This is a genomic window from Pseudomonas sp. p50(2008), assembly GCF_015351605.1.
Taxonomy (GTDB): Bacteria; Pseudomonadota; Gammaproteobacteria; order Pseudomonadales; family Pseudomonadaceae; genus Aquipseudomonas.
On the sequence record NZ_JACMYF010000010.1, the window covers coordinates 310,826 to 328,406 of the forward strand.

15 protein-coding genes are annotated in these 17,581 nt (G+C 59.7%); 9 read left to right on the plus strand and 6 right to left on the minus strand.

Features of this window, described 5'->3' with window-relative positions:
* The first annotated feature begins 142 nt into the window (after window positions 1–142).
* Entirely contained in the window at window positions 143–1,240 is a 1,098-nt protein-coding gene (locus tag H7698_RS26665; protein WP_194693332.1) for a DNA alkylation repair protein, read from the plus strand.
* A gap of 207 nt (window positions 1,241–1,447) precedes the next feature.
* On the opposite strand, the gene H7698_RS26670 is transcribed toward H7698_RS26665, so the two are convergent.
* Entirely contained in the window at window positions 1,448–2,362 is a 915-nt protein-coding gene (locus H7698_RS26670; protein WP_194693333.1) for a LysR family transcriptional regulator, read from the minus strand.
* 121 nt (window positions 2,363–2,483) lie between these two features.
* Here H7698_RS26670 and H7698_RS26675 point away from each other — a divergent pair, with 121 nt between their 5' ends.
* The 3 genes from H7698_RS26675 (at window position 2,484) to lldD (ending at window position 7,375) form a co-directional block, all read left to right on the plus strand.
* A complete protein-coding gene (locus H7698_RS26675) occupies window positions 2,484–4,130 on the plus strand; it encodes a GMC family oxidoreductase (protein ID WP_194693334.1) in 1,647 nt (548 codons plus the stop codon).
* A 193-nt stretch (window positions 4,131–4,323) separates the two neighbouring features.
* The gene (locus H7698_RS26680; RefSeq protein WP_194693335.1) at window positions 4,324–5,946 is read left to right on the plus strand and encodes an MFS transporter; all 1,623 of its coding nucleotides are present in this window, start codon (window positions 4,324–4,326) and stop codon (window positions 5,944–5,946) included.
* A 286-nt stretch (window positions 5,947–6,232) separates the two neighbouring features.
* Window positions 6,233–7,375: an FMN-dependent L-lactate dehydrogenase LldD gene (lldD, locus tag H7698_RS26685; RefSeq protein ID WP_194693336.1), complete on the plus strand. Its 1,143-nt coding sequence runs from the start codon at window positions 6,233–6,235 to the stop codon at window positions 7,373–7,375.
* An 85-nt stretch (window positions 7,376–7,460) separates the two neighbouring features.
* On the opposite strand, the gene H7698_RS26690 is transcribed toward lldD, so the two are convergent.
* The 4 genes from H7698_RS26690 to H7698_RS26705 all read right to left on the minus strand — a co-directional run bounded on the left by H7698_RS26690 (window position 7,461) and on the right by H7698_RS26705 (window position 12,007).
* Window positions 7,461–9,935, minus strand: a complete 2,475-nt coding sequence (locus tag H7698_RS26690; RefSeq protein WP_194693337.1) for a TonB-dependent siderophore receptor — start codon at window positions 9,933–9,935, stop codon at window positions 7,461–7,463.
* Window positions 9,936–10,067: 132 nt separating this feature from the next.
* Window positions 10,068–11,012 carry a FecR domain-containing protein gene (locus H7698_RS26695; protein ID WP_194693338.1) on the minus strand — a complete coding sequence of 315 codons (945 nt, stop codon included), beginning with the start codon at window positions 11,010–11,012 and terminating at the stop codon, window positions 10,068–10,070.
* Complete coding sequence (locus tag H7698_RS26700; RefSeq protein WP_194693339.1) at window positions 11,009–11,530, minus strand: sigma-70 family RNA polymerase sigma factor; 522 nt, start codon at window positions 11,528–11,530, stop codon at window positions 11,009–11,011. Before H7698_RS26700 ends, H7698_RS26695 begins: the two co-directional genes overlap by 4 nt.
* Window positions 11,531–11,644: 114 nt before the next feature.
* Window positions 11,645–12,007, minus strand: a complete 363-nt coding sequence (locus H7698_RS26705) for a DUF427 domain-containing protein (protein WP_162441082.1) — start codon at window positions 12,005–12,007, stop codon at window positions 11,645–11,647.
* Window positions 12,008–12,359: 352 nt separating this feature from the next.
* Between H7698_RS26705 and H7698_RS26710 the strand changes: the two genes are divergently transcribed.
* The 5 genes from H7698_RS26710 (at window position 12,360) to H7698_RS26730 (ending at window position 16,393) form a co-directional block, all read left to right on the plus strand.
* Window positions 12,360–14,309, plus strand: a complete 1,950-nt coding sequence (locus tag H7698_RS26710; RefSeq protein ID WP_194693340.1) for a DNA topoisomerase III — start codon at window positions 12,360–12,362, stop codon at window positions 14,307–14,309.
* 77 nt (window positions 14,310–14,386) lie between these two features.
* Window positions 14,387–15,016 carry a glutathione S-transferase family protein gene (locus tag H7698_RS26715; RefSeq protein ID WP_162441080.1) on the plus strand — a complete coding sequence of 210 codons (630 nt, stop codon included), beginning with the start codon at window positions 14,387–14,389 and terminating at the stop codon, window positions 15,014–15,016.
* Between the two features lie 25 nt (window positions 15,017–15,041).
* Window positions 15,042–15,545 carry a GNAT family N-acetyltransferase gene (locus H7698_RS26720; protein WP_194693341.1) on the plus strand — a complete coding sequence of 168 codons (504 nt, stop codon included), beginning with the start codon at window positions 15,042–15,044 and terminating at the stop codon, window positions 15,543–15,545.
* 144 nt (window positions 15,546–15,689) lie between these two features.
* The gene (locus H7698_RS26725; protein ID WP_007946257.1) at window positions 15,690–15,842 is read left to right on the plus strand and encodes a hypothetical protein; all 153 of its coding nucleotides are present in this window, start codon (window positions 15,690–15,692) and stop codon (window positions 15,840–15,842) included.
* 221 nt (window positions 15,843–16,063) lie between these two features.
* Window positions 16,064–16,393, plus strand: coding sequence for a hypothetical protein (locus H7698_RS26730; protein ID WP_162441078.1), 330 nt, complete (start codon window positions 16,064–16,066; stop codon window positions 16,391–16,393).
* Window positions 16,394–16,579: 186 nt separating this feature from the next.
* Here the strand turns inward: H7698_RS26730 and cynR are convergent, their stop codons facing one another.
* Window positions 16,580–17,461, minus strand: a complete 882-nt coding sequence (gene cynR / locus H7698_RS26735) for a transcriptional regulator CynR (RefSeq protein ID WP_194693342.1) — start codon at window positions 17,459–17,461, stop codon at window positions 16,580–16,582.
* Window positions 17,462–17,581: the final 120 nt, after the last annotated feature.

Consider the following 17,581-nt stretch of genomic DNA (forward strand, 5'->3'; position numbering starts at 1 on the left):
TGAACACTGGATCTGCGCCCAACACACATCCCCTGTGGGAGCTGGCTTGCCAGCGATGGCGGTGTGTCAGACGATGATGATGTCGAAGGTGCGGGAACCATAACGCGGTACTTCAGGTAAACCCCATTCCAAGGAACGCACAATGACCGATCAACCCTCGCAGGCCCTCAAGGAAATCTTCAACGCCGAGCGCCTGCAGCACATCGCCGTCGAAATGACCGCTGTGTACCCGGCGTTCAACGCCGAGGCGTTTCTGGAAATGGCCAATGAAGGCCTTGCCGAACTGTCTATCATGCAGCGCATGGCCAGGGTCAGTGAGTGTCTGCATGCGGTGTTGCCACTCAACTACGAAGATTCCCTGACCGTCCTGCGCAACCTGGCGCCACGCTTGAACAGCGGTTTCGTCAGCATTTCTTTGCCGCATTACGTCGCCACGTACGGGAGCCACGCCTTCGATACGTCCATGGAGGCATTGAAGTATTTCACCGCGTTTGGATCGTCCGAGTTCGCGGTCCGGCATTTTCTGCGCAGCGATATCGAGCGTTCTCTTGCGGTCATGCACCAATGGTCACTGGATGACAACGAACACGTCCGGCGTCTGGCCAGCGAAGGCAGCCGACCGCGCCTGCCCTGGTCGTTCCGCCTGGAACAGATCCAGTCGAACCCGGCGCTGGCCGCCGCGATCCTCGACAACCTCAAGGCCGACGACAGCCTTTACGTGCGCAAGTCGGTGGCCAACCACCTCAATGACATCACCAAGGATCACCCCGAGTGGGTGCTGGACCTGATCGAAGGCTGGCCGCTGGACAACAAGCACACCGCCTGGATCGCCAAACATGCGTTGCGCAGCCTGATCAAACAGGGCAATCAACGGGCGCTGGCGATCATTGGCGCGGGCGGCAAACCCGAGGTCGAAATCACCCAGGTAAAGGTCGAACCACCCGTGATCGGGCTCGGGGAGAAAATCACGCTGTCCTTTGCCGTGAAATCCACGGTCGAGACCAGCCAGCGATTGGTAATCGACTATGCCATCGACTACGTCAAAGCCAACGGCAGCACGTCGGCGAAGGTGTTCAAGCTCAAGGCGCTGACGCTGCCCGGCGCATCGACGGTAAACGTCAGCCGCGGACAGCAGATCAAGGAACTCACCACCCGCCGGCATTACGCTGGCAGGCACGCGGTGCACATCCTGGTGAATGGCGAACGCCTGGCCAGCACCTCATTCGAGATCCTGCCTTGAAAACCCGCCCTCGCCGACGCCGCGCACGCGCCATGTAGCAGCTGGCGAAGCCTGCGTCCGGCTGCCATGTGGCAAGGGGATTTAGCGAACCGTCGCACCGCCCCGTTCGGCTGCGCAGCAGTCGTAAAGTTTTTAGGGGCCGCTGCGCGAACCAACGGGGATAAATCCCCTCGCCACAAGGCAGCCGGACACGGGTTTCGCCAGCTGCTACAAAGTGGGTGGCGTTATGGAGTGTGAGGTATCCAGCAACAGCGCCTGCTCACGCTCACACAGCTCCACCACGTAATCCCACAACACCCGCAGCCGCACCGATTTGTGCAACTCGCGGCGGGTGCTGATCCAGTAGCTGCGCAGAATGCTTTCCTCAGGCAGTAACGGCACCAATCCCGAGTCGGCGCTGGCCATGTAGCACGGCAGCACGGCGATCCCCAGTCCCGAGCGCGCCGCCTGTTGCTGGGCGATGACGCTGGTGCTGTGGAAGACCACCTGCGGATTGCGGCAGAAGCTGTTGAGGAACATCAATTCCTGGCTGAACAACAGGTCATCGACGTAGCCGATCCAGGCGTGGCGCCCAAGATCTTCACGGCTGCGCAAGGGCGGCGCACGGTCGAGGTAGTCCTGGCTGGCATACAGCGCCAGGCGATAGTCAGTGAGTTTGCGGGTGACCAGCATGTCCGCCGCCGGGCGTTCGAGGTGGATACTGATTTCGGCTTCGCGATTGAGGATGCTGACGAATCGCGGCACCGCGACCAATTCCACTTCCAGCCCCGGATAACGCTCGAACAACCCGTTCATGCGACTGGCGAGAAACATGATGCCCAGCCCTTCGGTCACGCCAACCCGAATCTTGCCCAGCGGCGCCGTGGACTGGGTGATTTCCTCCTGGGCCAGCAACGCGACGTTTTCCATCGCTTCGGCATGTTTAAGCAGCGCTTCGCCGGCCGGAGTCAACTCGTAACCTTGGGCGTGCTGCACGAACAAGGCGGTGCCCAGGCTTTTTTCGATGGCTTCAATGTGCCGGGCCACCGTGGCGTGGGTGGTGTTCAAGCGCCGGGCCGCCGTCAGCAACCGTCCGCTGCGCTGCAACTCAAGAAAAAACCGCAGGTCATTCCAATCAAACATGAATCGTCCTTAGGGCTACGCTGTTTAAAAACGCACAGCGGCTGCGCAAAAACTAACATTCTTTAAACGAAAGCTAACAACTAGGATGACCGACAACAAGAACAACAAGACGAGGTCAGGGATGCAGACTTCCCTAGATGAATACGACTACATCGTGGTCGGCGCCGGTCCGGCGGGGTGTTTGCTGGCCAATCGACTGTCGGCCAACGCGCAACACCGGGTACTGCTGCTCGAAGCCGGCGGCCGCGATAACTACGCCTGGATTCATATCCCGGTGGGTTACCTGTTCTGCATCGGCAACCCGCGCACCGACTGGTGCTTCAAGACCGAGGCGCAAGCCGGTCTGCAAGGCCGGGCCTTGAGTTATCCGCGGGGCAAGGTGCTCGGCGGTTGTTCTTCCATCAACGGCATGATCTACATGCGCGGCCAGGCCGGCGATTACGACGGCTGGGCCGCCGATGGCAATCCGGGCTGGCGCTGGAACGACGTACTGCCGATGTTCAAGAAAAGCGAAGACCATTTTGCCGGTGACTCCGAATTTCATGGCGCGACCGGGGAATGGCGGATCGAGCGCCAGCGCCTTTCATGGCCGATTCTGGATGCCTTCCGGCACGCGGCCGAGCAAACCGGCATCGCCAGCATCGATGACTTCAACCAGGGCGACAATGAAGGCTGCGGCTATTTCCAGGTCAATCAGAAAGGCGGCGTCCGCTGGAACGCGGCCAAGGCGTTCCTCAAACCGGTCCGCCATCGACCCAACCTCACCGTACTGACCGACGTCGACGTCGACCGCGTGCAGCTGGAAAACGGCCGCGCCTCGGCGGTCATCACTCGCTGCAACGGCCAGCCGAAGACGTTCAAGGCTCGCAAGGAGATCATCCTGTGCGCTGGCGCCGTCGGCTCGCCGAGTATCCTGCAACGCTCCGGCATCGGCCCTCGCCCGCTGCTGGAAAAACTCGGGATCGGCGTCGTGCATGAGCTCCCCGGCGTGGGCGGCAATCTGCAGGATCACCTGCAACTGCGGCTGATCTACAAACTGGAAAACGCCCGCACCCTGAACCAGATCGCCGGCAGCGTGTGGGGCAAAATGGGCATGGGCCTGCGTTACCTGTACGACCGCAGCGGGCCGCTGTCCATGGCGCCGAGCCAATTGGGCGCCTTCGCGCGTTCCGGTCCGGAACAGACGTCGGCCAATCTCGAATACCACGTGCAACCGCTGTCGCTGGAGCGCTTCGGCGAGCCGTTGCACGCTTTCCCCGCCTTTACCGCGTCGGTGTGTGATCTGCGACCGCAAAGCCGGGGCCGCATAGAAATCCGCAGCGCCAACCCTCAAGACGCGCCACTGATTCAGCCCAACTATTTGAGTCATCCAGAGGATTTGCGTGTCGCCGCAGACGCCATTCGCTTGACCCGTCGCATCGTTTCCGCACCGGCGCTGCAAGGGTTCAAACCGGTGGAGTACCTGCCCGGCGACCGCTTGCAAAGTGAAGAAGAACTGCACGAGGCAGCGGCACGGATCGGAACGACCATCTTCCACCCGGTCGGCACCTGCAGGATGGGCAATGACGCGGACGCGGTGGTCGATGCTCAACTCAACGTCCACGGCATCCCCGGCCTGCGCATCGCCGACGCCTCGATCATGCCGAGAATCACCTCGGGCAACACCTGTTCGCCTACGCTGATGATTGCCGAGAAAGCGGCACACATGATCCTCAACCCCGCCACAAGGAGCATCACAGGGCCGAAGGAACTGGCCACACACCCCTGAACGGCATACACCTTTGTAAGAGCAAAGCCTGCTGGCGATGGCTTTAAATCTGGTACACCGCGTTATCGTTCATCGCGAGCGAGCTTTGCTCCTAGAGGAAGTACACACCCGATACATCGAAGTAGCGGCGCCAACCCACAAGGCCGGCGCCGACAGTGGAACAACAAAAACAATCACTGTGAGGGATACCCATATGTCAGAACATGTTCAGCCTCTGGAGTCCGTGGGCCGCGCCGAGATCGGTCACGACACCCGCAAAGTCATTTTCGCGTCGTCACTCGGGACGGTGTTCGAGTGGTACGACTTTTTCCTCTACGGCGCCTTGGCGGCGGTGATCAGCAAGCAGTTCTTCGCGGGGGTCAACGACACCACGGCGTTCATCTTTGCCTTGATGGCCTTTGCTGCCGGTTTCATCGTGCGGCCTTTCGGCGCGCTGGTCTTCGGGCGTCTTGGGGACATGATCGGGCGCAAGTACACCTTCCTCGCCACCATCGTCCTGATGGGGTTGGCCACCTTCTGCGTCGGACTGCTGCCGACCTACGCCAGCATCGGCATCGCGGCGCCGATCATCCTTGTGGTCTTGCGCATGCTCCAGGGCCTGGCCCTGGGTGGCGAGTACGGCGGCGCTGCCACCTACGTCGCAGAACACGCACCGATGGGCAAACGCGGCTTTCACACCAGCTGGATTCAATCCACCGCGACCCTCGGTTTGTTGCTGTCGCTGCTGGTGGTGCTCGGTTGCCGCTACTTTACCGGTGACCAGTTCGAAGTCTGGGGCTGGCGCATTCCGTTCCTGTTTTCCATCGTGCTGCTGGGCATTTCGACCTGGATTCGACTGAGCCTGCACGAGTCACCGGCCTTCGTGAAAATGAAAGAGGAAGGCAAGCTCTGCAAGCAGCCGATCCGCGATTCATTCGGCAAATGGGAAAACCTCAAGGTCGTGTTGATCGCCCTGTTCAGCATCAACGCCGGTCAGGCCGTGACCTTCTATGCGGCGCAGTTCTACGTGTTGTTCTTCCTCACGCAGTTCCTGAAAATGGACCCTGCCCTGGCCAACAGCCTGCTGATTGTCAGCGTCATCATCGGTGCACCGTTCTTCATTTTCTTCGGCTGGCTCTCGGACAAGGTCGGACGCAAACCCGTGTTGATGGTGGGCCTGCTGCTGGCGACCGCGCTGTACTTCCCGATCTTCAAGACCCTGGCCCATTACGCCAACCCGGCCATCGACCAGGCCAGCCAACAGGCCCCCATCACCGTACTGGCCGACCCGGCCACCTGCACGTTCCAGTTCGACCCGGTGGGCAAGGCGAAATTTGACAGCCCGTGCGACAAGGTCAAGACCTTCCTGGTCAAGCAAGGCCTGCCGTACACCAGCGCGGCAGCACCCGCCGGCAGTGCGGTGCAGGTCAGCGTCGGTGACGTGAAAATCGACGGCTATGACGAAGCAGCCTTGCGCGGTGCGATCACCCTGGCCGGTTACCCGTCACAGGCGGACGCTCAGTTGATCAACAAACCAATGATCGTGGCGCTGATTGTCGCGCTGATCATCATCTCCGCCATGTGCTACGGCCCGCTGGCGGCGCTGATGGTCGAACTGTTCCCGACGCGCATCCGCTACACCTCGATGTCCCTGCCCTATCACATCGGCAACGGCTGGTTTGGCGGATTCTTGCCGACCGTATCGTTCGCCCTGGTGGTGTACACCGGGGATATTTTCTACGGGCTCTGGTACCCGGTGTTGATCACCGGGGTGAGCCTGGTGGTGGGGATGATCTTTTTGCGTGAGACGAAGAACGTGGATTTGGACACTAACTGAAGCCAGCGCGAGTGCGGGTGATACTGTTCACTGAAGCAGTACACCTACACTTGTGGCGAGGGGATTCAGCGAAACGTCGCACCGCCCCGTTGGGCTGCGAAGCAGCCCCAAACCAGCTTACGGGGTGTAGCTGATACGCCTCGGTTGCGGCTTTTATGGCTGCTTCGCAACCCAACGGGGCGGTGCGACGTTTCGCTGAATCCCCTCGCCACAGGGTTTTCGGTAACCTGCACTCAGCATTGCGCAACACAGCCCCGCCACTCACCCGATCGAGGCACCTGTATTCATGATCATTTCATCTGCATCCGACTATCGCGAAGCGGCACGTCGCAAACTTCCCCGGTTTTTGTTCGATTACATCGACGGGGGAGCTTATGCAGAGCACACGCTGAGGGCCAATAGCGCCGACCTGACCGGTATCAGCCTGCGTCAGCGCATTCTTAAAAACGTTGAAACCCTGAGCCTGGAGACCACCCTCTTCGAGCAAAAACTGGCCATGCCGATCATCCTCGCGCCAGTAGGCCTGACCGGCATGTTCGCCCGCCGGGGTGAGGTGCAAGCGGTCAAGGCAGCGGAAAACAAAGGCATTCCTCTGTGCCTGTCGACGGTGTCGGTGTGTTCGATCGAAGAGGTCGTCGCCCAAAGCCAACAACCCATCTGGTTTCAGCTGTACGTGTTGAAGGATCGGGGCTTCATGAAAAACGCCCTGGAACGGGCGAAGGCCGCCGGCGTGAAGAACCTGATGTTTACGGTCGACATGCCGACCCCCGGTGCCCGCTATCGGGATGCTCACTCGGGCATGTCCGGTCCGTTCGCTTCGTCAAGGCGCATGCTGCAAGCCATGACCCGCCCTGACTGGGCCTTCAACGTCGGGCTGATGGGGCGGCCACACGATCTGGGGAACATCTCCAGGTACCTTGGCAAAGCGGTGACGCTCGAAGACTACATGGGCTGGCTGGCGAATAACTTCGATCCGTCAATCAGCTGGAGCGACCTGGAATGGATTCGTGATTTCTGGAAAGGCCCGATGATCATCAAAGGCATTCTTGACCCTCAGGATGCCAAGGACGCGGTTACTTTCGGCGCGGACGGCATCGTCGTGTCCAACCATGGTGGCCGGCAGCTGGACGGTGTGCTCTCCACCGCGTGGGCATTGCCACCGATTGCCCAGGCGGTCGGCAACGACCTGACGGTGCTGGTGGATTCTGGAATCCGCTCGGGGCTGGACGTGGTCCGCATGCTGGCGCTGGGCGCGAAAGGCGTATTGCTGGGACGGTCGATGGCCTATGCGCTGGCTGCGGACGGTCAACGCGGCGTGGAGAACATGCTGGATATCTTCGCCAAAGAGATGCGCGTGGCGATGACGTTGACCGGGGTCACGTCGATTGGTCAGATCGACGAAACCACGTTGGTGCACACCATCGCATAAACACCACGAATCCCTGTAGCAGCTGCCGAGCCTGCGAGGCTGCATTGGCTCCGGGGTCTGCGGCGTGCTGCGCGGTCAGGACCGATCAGAAACTCGCTTTGACCGACATCATGAAATTACGCGGATCACCGTAATAATTCCCGAATGTCTCGGTCCCGATGGTGGCGTAGTAGCGCTTGTCGAACAGGTTGTTGCCGTTGAGGGCGACTGACCAGGTGTCGTCGATGCGGTAGCCGATTCGTCCGTTCCAGATCGCGTAACCCGATTGGCTAAGTTTCTCCCCCGTCGCCGGTGACAACCGGAAGTTATCGCTCTGCGCGTTCACGCCCGCACCGATACTGAACCGCTCCAGCGCGCCGCCCAAAGCGTAGTCACCCCACATGCGCAACACATGCCGCGGCACGTAGCTGTTGAACGCCGCACCGTTCAGGCTGCTGTCGATGTCGTCGAGGGTCTTGGTCTGGGTGTAGGTGTAGCCCGCGAGCAATTGCAGGCGCTCGATGACTTCGCCGCTGATCTCGGCTTCGAAACCCTGTGCGCGAACCTTCCCCGCGTTGACGTAGCAATAGCCGTCCGATGACGGGCAGGAGGAGTTGTAGTCGGTCTGTGCCTGGTCTTTCTGGATCGTGCGGAACAGGTTGAACGAGCTGTTCAGGCGACCGTCGAACCAGGCGCCCTTGATCCCTAGTTCATAGCTCTGGCCCACCAACGGCTTGAGGGTCGAACCATCCTCGGAGCGGAAGTTACCTTGCGGGGTAAAAATATCCGAATAGCTGGCGTAGGCCGTGAGGTTCTCGTTGAGGTCCAGCAGCACGCCGGCAAAGGGTGTGACCTGGCCGGTTTCGGTGGTGCTGGAGTGCTCAGAGGTGCCTGAGTTGATGAACACCGAATCCGTGTCGGAGTTGTACCAGCTCACCCGTCCGCCCATGACCAGCGTCAGCGGATCTGCCAGCTTCAAACGCAAGGTCGAGTAAACGCCCTTCTGTTTGGTCACGGAATTGACCGGTCCGCCGCGGGACGAATTGTCGGTGAAGTAGCTGTCGTCCGGCTCAGGGATATGCTTGTCCGGGTTGAATACATTCTGCCGCTGCGGCAGGAAGGCCACGGAGTAGAAGTCATCCTTTTTTGAACGACTGGCGTTGAAGCCCACCACCAGCTCGTGTTGCTGGCCGAAGGCGCCAAACTTGCCATCCACGTAGGCGTCGAGGCCGTAATCCACCTGATCGTAATCGTACAGGCTGCCCAGCATGCCGGTGGTGCCCACACCAGGCGTTACGGACCCCGAGGCGAAGGCGTACTTGATGTCCTGGGTGTTCTTTGTATAAACGCTGGCGACCTTCAATGCCCAATCGTCGTTGATCTGGTGTTTCACATCGCTGAACACGGTGGTGCGCTTGCTGCGCCAGGTGTTCCAGGACGGATCAAGGCAGGTTGAGCGACTGAGTTTCAGGTCGCTGCCGTCCTTGTAACGTGGCAGCCCGCCCCAGCAAGGACTGGCGTCGACATCTTCATAGGCCACGCCCAGACCCAGCGTTGTGTCGGGGCTCAGATCGAAGTCGAGCGCGCCGTAATAGACCTGGTCCTTGCGATTCGCGTCATCAACGAAGTAGTGCCGACTCTGCTCGGCGACCACGGCCCGGCCGCGCAAGGTGCCCGAGTCATTCAACGGGCCGCTGGTATCCACCTGACCGCGATAATTGTCATAGCTGCCACCGGACAGCGTCACCTCGGTGTGCGGCGTGGCTGTACCGCGTTTGCGCACGAAGTTCACCCCGCCGGCGGTGCCTCCAGATCCCTTCATCATCCCGGCCGCACCACGGAGCACTTCGACCCGGTCGTAATAGGCCATGTCACCGCTGAAACTGTCGGCCTGGACATACAGGTTGCCCATGTCCAGCGGCACACCGTCGTACTGATACTGGCCCGACATCCGAAAGCCCCGGGAGTAGAAATACTTACCGCCCATGGTCGAGTCATACACCGTAATGCCCGGCGTTTTTTCCATGACCTGATCGATGGTATTGAGGTTCTGGTCATCGAGCATCTTGCGGGTCATCACCGTGACCGATTGCGGTGTTTCCTTGAGGGAATGTTCGCCCTTGCCGATGGTCACCGCGCCGGTGGTGTATGAGCCACTGTCCTCGGTGGTCGCGCCGAGCACCTGCCCATTGATGTTGGTCGCCCCCAGCTCCAGAGCCGAACCGATTGCCGGCGCGGGGCGCAGGATATAGGTGCCATTGGATTGAGGTTCGGCTTGCAGGCCACTGCCGCCCAGCAGCCGGGCGAATCCTTCATTGACAGCGAAAGCCCCTTTGAGCCCGGGCGATCTCATGCCTTCGGTCTGCCGCGCATCAAACGAAATAGCGGCGCCTGCGGCACTGGCGAAATGGCTGAGTACTTCGGCCAGCGGGCCTGCGGCGATGTCGAACGATTGAACCGAATTCTGCTGTTGTGCCGGTGCTGCGATGGCTACAGTCGGCCACGGCCCCATCGTCGTAGCTGCGAACAAACCGACCTTAATTGCGATCGCCAGTCGACCTGGCGCGTACACCCGAGACATGCTTACCCTCCCCCAAGAACCTTCAATAAGTGCTTACTGAGGGATGAGCCGAACGATGTGGTTGAAAAGTGCAAATGAACTGAAAGTTTTTTGCCGGGCTCACTCACAATCCTGTGGGAGCAAAGCGTGCTCTTACAGCGAGACCGTCACCCAGTACCGGCTGTAGCGACTCACGTGCAGCGAAAAACCACTTTCCAGCGCCGCTAGCGCAAGGTCCGTGTTATCGATGGGGAACGCGCCGGACACTTTCAGATCGGCGATGCGCGGATCACAGCGCAACACCCCAGTGCGATAGCGGGAAAGGTCGGCCAGCAGCTCACCCAGAGGACGATCGATGGCGATAATGCTGCCCTGTTGCCAGGCACCCGTCGACGCATCGTTGTGCCCGACCGGCCCCAGCACGCGGGTATTGAAGTTCAGGCGTTGACCGGCCTCCAGGCGTACCTTCCTGTCTGCCCCATGGGCACTGACTTCAACCGCTTTTTCCAGCACCGCCACCTCGGCGCCCTGGGTTTTGGACTGAACAATAAAGCGCGTCCCTAACGCCAGGACGTCACCATGTGCCGTGACCACCCTGAACGGTCGCTGCGAACGGTCAACGGCCGTCGTGATCAGAATTTCCCCCCGCAACAGTTCCAGCACCCGTTGCCGACCGTCGAAACGCAGGTTGACCGAGGTGTCGGTGTTCAGCAGCAACGAACTGCCATCCGCCAGCCGGAACTCACGACGCTCACCCACCGCAGTGCGTAAATCGGCAAACAGGTTTTGCGTCGATTCACTGCGCCAGCCCAGCCAACCGAGCGACCCGACAGACGCCAGCATCACCACGCTGCGCAGCACTTGCCGTCGGGATCGATCCGCGCCGCGCAAGGCCGGCGACGCAAGGGCCCCTGGCACGCTCGCCATCTGTTCGCCCACCGCCGTCATCCGTTGCCAGGCATGACGATGCGCGGGGTCCGCATTCAGCCATGTGTTCCATGCCGCTCGATCCACGTCGGTGGCGATACCTGATTGAAGTCTTGCGTACCACCTGGCCGCCGCGCCAATCGCCGCCAATTCCGCTGCCGAAAGGCTCATGCCAGCTGCAACTGAATGTGCATCAGGCAACAATGCTCCATGGCTTTGGCCATGTGGTTATTCACCGTACGTACGCTGATACCCAGACGTTCGGCGATCTGCGGGTAAGTGAGGCCGTCGAACTGGGAGAGGATGAACGTCTGCTTGACCTTGGCTCCCAGGCCTTGCAGCAGTCGATCGATTTCCATCAGGGCCTGGAGCAGGATCGCCTGATCTTCCAGCGAAGGGTGTTGCCACTCCGGCATCGCAGCCAGGGCTTCCAGATAAGACTGCTCCAGCGAGCGTCGCCGGAACAGATCGATCAACAGGCCCTTGGCGATCATCGACAGATAAGGTCGCGGCTCGCGGATTTCCAGCGCGTTACGCGCCTTGATCACCCGAACGAAGGTGTCCTGCGCAAGGTCGGCGGCATCGAACGAGTTGTTCAGGCGCTTGCGCAGCCAGCCACTGAGCCAGCCGTGGTGGTCGCAATACAGATCATTGACGGCGCTGCGCAGGGACAATTCGTTGGCGGACATGACGATGGAATAATTCGCGACTGATAATGACTCGCATTGTCATAGTTGTAACCGGTTGTTGGCAATAGCCATTATCAGTTGCTGATCCAAGCCCCTTTCGACCAGACATGCCTATCAGACTTCGGACTCCAGAAGCTCAAACTTCACTTGATCAGGGTAGAACGCCACATAACCTCTGATCTGCTCGACCGATACCTTGGGGTCTTCATAACTCCACACCGCATTGGCGCCTTCGTGCCCCGGTATCTGCAGACTGAAATAGCTGGCGTCGCCCTTGTAAGGGCAATAACTGGTGTGGTCGGTGCGGGCGAAATACTGTTCGGCAATGTCCTCACGCGGGACGTAATACACCGGAGGATAGTTGGCCTCCAGCAGCACCAGCGCACGTGCGGACGCGGCCACCTGAATACCGTGGAACTTCACCAGCAGGCAGCCCGGTTGTTCTGCGATGGTAATGACGGCGGGGGGAGTAGGCATGGAATGCATTCCTCTTTGAAGGACTGGAATCACTGATGGCCGAGGCGTTGACCTGATTGAAGAGCTTGCCAGTGGCGACTGAGCTCGCTCTCCTCGGGTCGCCAGGCAACCCGAACGCCGAAACGGCCGATCCTTCAGGTATAACCCATCTTTTCCCCTCGCGATGGCTCCACAGCCGAACGGAAGCAAGTTCGCCTTTCTGCATCGACTGCAAGGGCGAACGGCAGCACATCGTCATGCCTGTAATGACCGGAAACGGGGCACCTGTACATCCATACAGATAAAGGTTGCTCCATCGTTCGTCACCCGCCATTCTGTGCGCCTCTGACACACTTGTAGAACGATGGTGGTTATGCGGCTGTATCTCTGTGAAAAACCCTCCCAGGCCAAAGACATTGCGGCCGTGCTTGGCGCGAAACGTCGCGGCGACGGCTGCTGGCTGGGAACGGACGTCACTGTGACCTGGTGCATCGGCCATCTGCTGGAAACCGCGCCGCCGGATGCCTATGACGCTCGATACAAGCGCTGGGTGCTGGCCGACCTGCCGATCATTCCGGAAAAATGGAAGATGACCGTCAAACCCCGCACAGCCAGCCAGTACAAGGCAGTCAAGCGATTGCTGGGCGAGGCCGATGAGTTGGTGATTGCCACGGACGCCGACCGCGAGGGCGAAATGATCGCCCGGGAACTGGTCGAGCATTGTCGATACCGCGGCCCGATTCGACGCCTTTGGTTGTCCGCCCTGGACGACGCGTCGATCCGCAAGGCCCTGGCAGCGCTCAAGCCGGGTGCCGAGACCTTCAGCCTGTACCATTCGGCACTGGGCCGCTCACGGGCTGACTGGCTGATCGGGATGAACATGAGTCGGCTGTTCACGCTACTGGGACGCCAGTCCGGTTATCAAGGCGTGTTGCCGGTGGGTCGGGTGCAAACCCCTACCCTGCGTCTGGTGGTGGATCGTGACCGCAGCATCGCCGATTTCGTCCCGGTCGCGTACTGGGCCATCGATGTGCACCTGCGGCACGACGGCACTGTATTTACGGCGCAATGGCGGGCGGCCTCCGAGGTTTGCGATGATCAGGATCGCTGCCTGAATCAGGCGCTGGCGCAGCAGGCGGCGAGCGCCATTGCCAGTGCAGCCAGTGCCCGTGTCATCAAACTGCGCACCGAGCGCATGCGCGAAGTGGCGCCATTGCCCTTCGACCTGGGCACCTTGCAGGAAGTCTGCTCGAAAAAACTCGGGCTTGGCGCGCAGGAAACCCTCGACATCGCCCAGGCGCTCTACGAAACCCACAAAGTCATTACCTACCCACGCAGCGATTGCGGCTACCTGCCGGTCAGCCAGCACAGTGAAGCGCCGTCCATTCTGGCGGCACTAAAACAGGCCGATCCGACCCTCAACGCCTTGAATGATTACCTTGAACCTCAGCGTCGCTCCCGGGCCTGGAACGATGCCAAGGTCAGCGCCCACCACGGCATCATTCCGACGGCGGCGGCAAAAAACCTCGACAGACTGGTGGGCAAGCAGCGAGCGGTGTACACGCTGATTCGCGCCCGTTACCTGGCGCAGTTCCTGCCCAACCATGAATACGACCGCACCCAGGCCGACTTCGATTGTGCCGGCGAGGCGTTGCGAGCCGTCGGCAAACAGATCGTCGAACCCGGCTGGAAACGCGCCTTGCCCGAGGCCCTGGCGCCGGCGAAAGGACGCGAGGCACCCGCACCGCAGACGTTACCGGCGCTTGCTGAAGGGCGTGACTGCGCGATCGCCGACGTCAAGCTCAAGGACCTCTGGACACAACCGCCCAAACCTTTCACCGAAGGCGACCTGATCAAGGCGATGAAAAACGTCGCCAAACTGGTGGAAGACCCGCTGCTCAAGCAAAAACTCAAGGACACCACGGGCATTGGCACCGAGGCGACACGCGCGTCGATCATTCAGGGCCTGCTCGACCGTGGTTACCTGATCAAGAACGGCAAGGCGCTGGCGGCAACCCCGGCGGCGTTCAGCCTGATCGATGCGGTACCACGCGCCATCGCCGACCCCGGTACCACGGCGATCTGGGAGCAGGCGCTGGATATGGTGCAAAGCGGCGAAATGAGCCTGGAAGAATTCGTCACCAAACAGGCGGCGTGGATGAGCAAGCAAGTCGCCCGGTGCGCTGGACTGAGCCTGACCATCAGCGGTCCTGCCAGCCCCGGCGGTCGCGCTACAACACCGTGGAAGAACAAACGCAAACCCGCCAAGCGAAAAACCGCGACCGCCGCCAAGCGCACGACCAAACCGGCCAGCAAAGCGTAAGGGCACTTCGCGCTGACCGTGATGGTCTAGTGTTCTTCAAGCCCGGCGACAGCCCCAACCCTGAAAAGGCATCGAACATGATCATTGTCCATCACCTGAACAACTCTCGCTCCCAGCGAATTCTCTGGCTGCTGGAAGAACTGGCCATTCCCTACGAGCTGAAGCGCTACCAGCGCGACCCGAAAACCAACCTCGCACCGCCGGAACTCAAGGCGGTGAACGCCCTGGGTAAATCCCCGGTGATCGAGGATGGCGCACAGAAGCTGATCGAGTCCGCAGCGATCATCGATTACCTGATTCGACGTCACGGCGAAGGCCGCTTGCAGCCTGATCCGGCCACCCCTGCCTATGATGAGTATGTGCAATGGCTGCACTTCGCCGAAGGCTCGGCGATGTTGCCATTGATGTTGAACCTGTACGTAGGTCGCCTCGGCGAGGCCGGTGCGCCGTTACACCCACGGATCAATTCGGAAGTGGCCAACTACCTCGGCTACCTCGACACAGCGCTGAGCAAATCCGATTATCTGCTCGGCAACGAATTCAGCGCTGCAGATATCCAGATGAGTTTTATCGGCGAGATCGCCAGAGCCCAAGGCAAGCTGGGTCAGTACCCGCATGTTGCAGCCTGGGTCGAGCGCTTCCAGAAGCGCCCCGCGTATGCGGCCGCACTGAAGACAGGCGGCCAGTACGACTTCGCCCCGCACTGATACCGCCCGACAGGAGCCGCCCACTATGCCCTCGGTAGAACTGCACGCCGCCCGGCGCGACGAATTGGAAACCATTGAGAATCTGATGCAGTTCTACACCTACGACCTCAGCGAGTGGCTGCCGCTGAAGCTGGGTGGGCATGGCTTCTTCAACATCCAGCCGATGCCGGATTACTGGCGTAAACCGACCACCCAACCCTTTCTGATTACCGTCGATGGCGAGCTCGCCGGCTTCGTGACCCTGGATGACGACACTCATCTGGAGGGCGCGGTGCACAACATCGGTTATTTGTTCGTCGCTCGGCGCTTTCGCGGTCAAGGTGTCGCACAGTTTGTCGTCTCTGCCCTCTTGAGCCGTCACCCCGGTGAATGGCAAATTTTCCATCTGGATAAGAACCAGCCGGCACGGCTGTTTTGGGCCAAATTCATGCCGGTGCTCACCGGCGGTGATTTCACCCTGCATCAACGACTTATCGACGAATACTCCTGCACTTTTTACCGTTTTCAGGCTTTTTCTCCATCGCCCTGAATGACAGGGCCCCGCCTTTTTTTTAATTCCAATCTGCTTTGTCCGACAATATGTAGTGACTGAAAATAATCACTACAAAACCGTTGACGCGTCCGATTTGCCCTTGCATGATGCAGACATCTCCCCGATCGGGAGTACGGCAACATGTTTGAGCAAGCTCGTCTGACCGCCGAGCTGTTTTTCCCGGATACACGCTGCCCACAAGGCAGATTGAAGAAGCTGACCTGGCCCGAACGTCCAGTACAAGGACGAGAAGCGCTGGCGATCAATCCTCATGAAGCTTGTGGCCGACCCTGAAAAGTCGGCAGTGGCCTCCAGGTTTTCGCTGCTTCTCTTCGTTGTGACGCTATTGCGTAGCAGTTATTCAACACGACTACATGCAACAGACGCGGGACCTCGCCACTGTCGGCGACTGAACGCTGACGTCCTGGTTTCGGTGCCAGGGATCAACTAACCGATGGGCTACCTGTATTAGCGAACCAACTTTGAAAGATCACCAAATGGTCAAGGGGCAAATTATGAATCTGAACAATCAACCAACTATCGAAGAACTGGCTCGTATGTTCGCGGCGCAAAAAGACAGCCAGGACAGCCATATTCTGTGGATCAGCAAATCGGGCCAGGTTCATATCGACTGCCTGTCGACACATGCCGATGAAGCAGAATTCGATAAGAATAATCAGAACCTGCTTGCCCGACTGAAGATGTACCGTCGCGGCCAGGGCTACGTCGGCAAGAAAGCCGCCGCTGATAAAGACTTCATTGGCAATGTTCTGCAAACGCTGAAACAGGCGTGGGCATCGATGCAGAACCAGAATGAAGTTCGGGTGATTGACCGGTTCTGCTAATACTGAATAAAACCAAAGGCCCCGTTCGTGTTTGCGAACGGGGCCTTTTGTATTTCTGCCACTTGGCCTCCTCCATCCAACTGTAGGAGTGAGCCTGCTCGCGATAACGACTTATCATTCGATACAAATGCTGCCTGATGAATTGCCATCGCGAGCAGGCTCGCTCCTACAGGTGTTCTGTGGTGATCAAGTGTTTCTGGTTGCCAGAACAAGCTCCATAAAGGCCACCGACGCCGCACTGTGATAATTGTTTTTCCTGCGCAACAACGCCGCCCCACGTTTGGGCGGCTCCCCCTGCAACGGGATCTTGCGCAACGCGCGCTCCTCACTCGCAATCGATTCTGGAAGGACGGTCGCCATGGTCGTGTGCCGAATGACCTCCAGCAACGTGCTCACCGAATTGACCTCGATGCCCACCTTCGGCGTAATCCTTTCCTGGGCGAAGTACTCGTCAATTCGCGTGCGTGTCACGAAGTCTGTGGCCAACAGTGCGAAGTTCATCTGCGCGACTTCTTCGCAAGACAACGCCTCCTCACGCTCGAACAGCGGATGATCCTGCCCAACCATCACTCCCAGCGTCTCGGTAAATGCCAGGATCGATTCGATGTCTGTATTCCTGACCTGGTCAAAAGCGATGGCGATGTCCAGGGAGTCATCCATCAGCCCGGCCTCGATATCGTCCATCGACAACTCGAAAATCTGCAGCTTGATATTCGGGAAGCGCGCCGCGTAATCGCGCACCAACGGTCCCACCAGATACGCCATGAATGTCGGGGTCATGGCCAGCCGCAAGTTGCCGCGCGTCAGGTCCTTCACGTCATGCAGCGCACGCTTCCCCGCCTCCAGCTCCAGCAGCACACGGCGTGCGGACTCGATATAGGCCTCACCCGCATCGGTAGGTTTGACCACCCGCGAAGTGCGGTCGAACAGGCTCACGCCCAAGGCTTCTTCCAGTTGCCGGATTTGCTGGGACAACGTCGGTTGAGAAACGTGTAGCGCTTCGGCGGCACGGGTGAAACCGCCGTGGTCGGCGACCGCGAGCAGATAGCGCAGATGTCGGAGCAGCATTGGGACCCACCTTCTATAGGCTGTGCTTATGCTTGGCATTGTATATGGGTCTTGGACGCTATGGATCGATCGGCAGAAGATGGCTTCACACCCAAGCAGTCATCTACGACAGGAGCACCA